This window comes from Leifsonia sp. HAY1-4F (assembly GCF_056755275.1).
This window is the reverse complement of the sequence record NZ_JBNDHX010000603.1, coordinates 1-238: the sequence shown is the minus strand read 5'-3', so window position 1 is coordinate 238 and position 238 is coordinate 1. Positions and strand designations below refer to the sequence as shown.

Annotated in this window: 1 protein-coding gene; it reads left to right on the top strand. The window is 66.8% G+C overall.

The window, feature by feature from the left end; genetic code table 11:
* Positions 1-229, top strand: a 229-nt coding sequence (locus ACPYOG_RS20675; RefSeq protein ID WP_481295932.1) for a 4a-hydroxytetrahydrobiopterin dehydratase, incomplete at its 5' end; no start/stop codon positions are given.
* Between the last annotated feature and the right edge of the window lie 9 nt (positions 230-238).

Sequence of the window (238 nt, the reverse complement as noted above, 5' to 3'; positions counted from 1 at the left end):
GGTCCTCATCGCGGCCATAGGACAGATCGCCGAAGAACAGAACCACCATCCGGATCTTGACTGGCGGTACAACAGGGTCTTCTTGCGCTACGTGTCCCATGACGCAGGGGGAGAGGTAACCCAACGCGACCTCGCCGCTGCCGCCTCCGTTAGCGACGCGGCCTCGGCCGTGGGCGCCGTTGCCGAGCCGGGTCGCTACCGGGCGCGGAGGGCCGTTAACCAGCAGTGACCACCACCC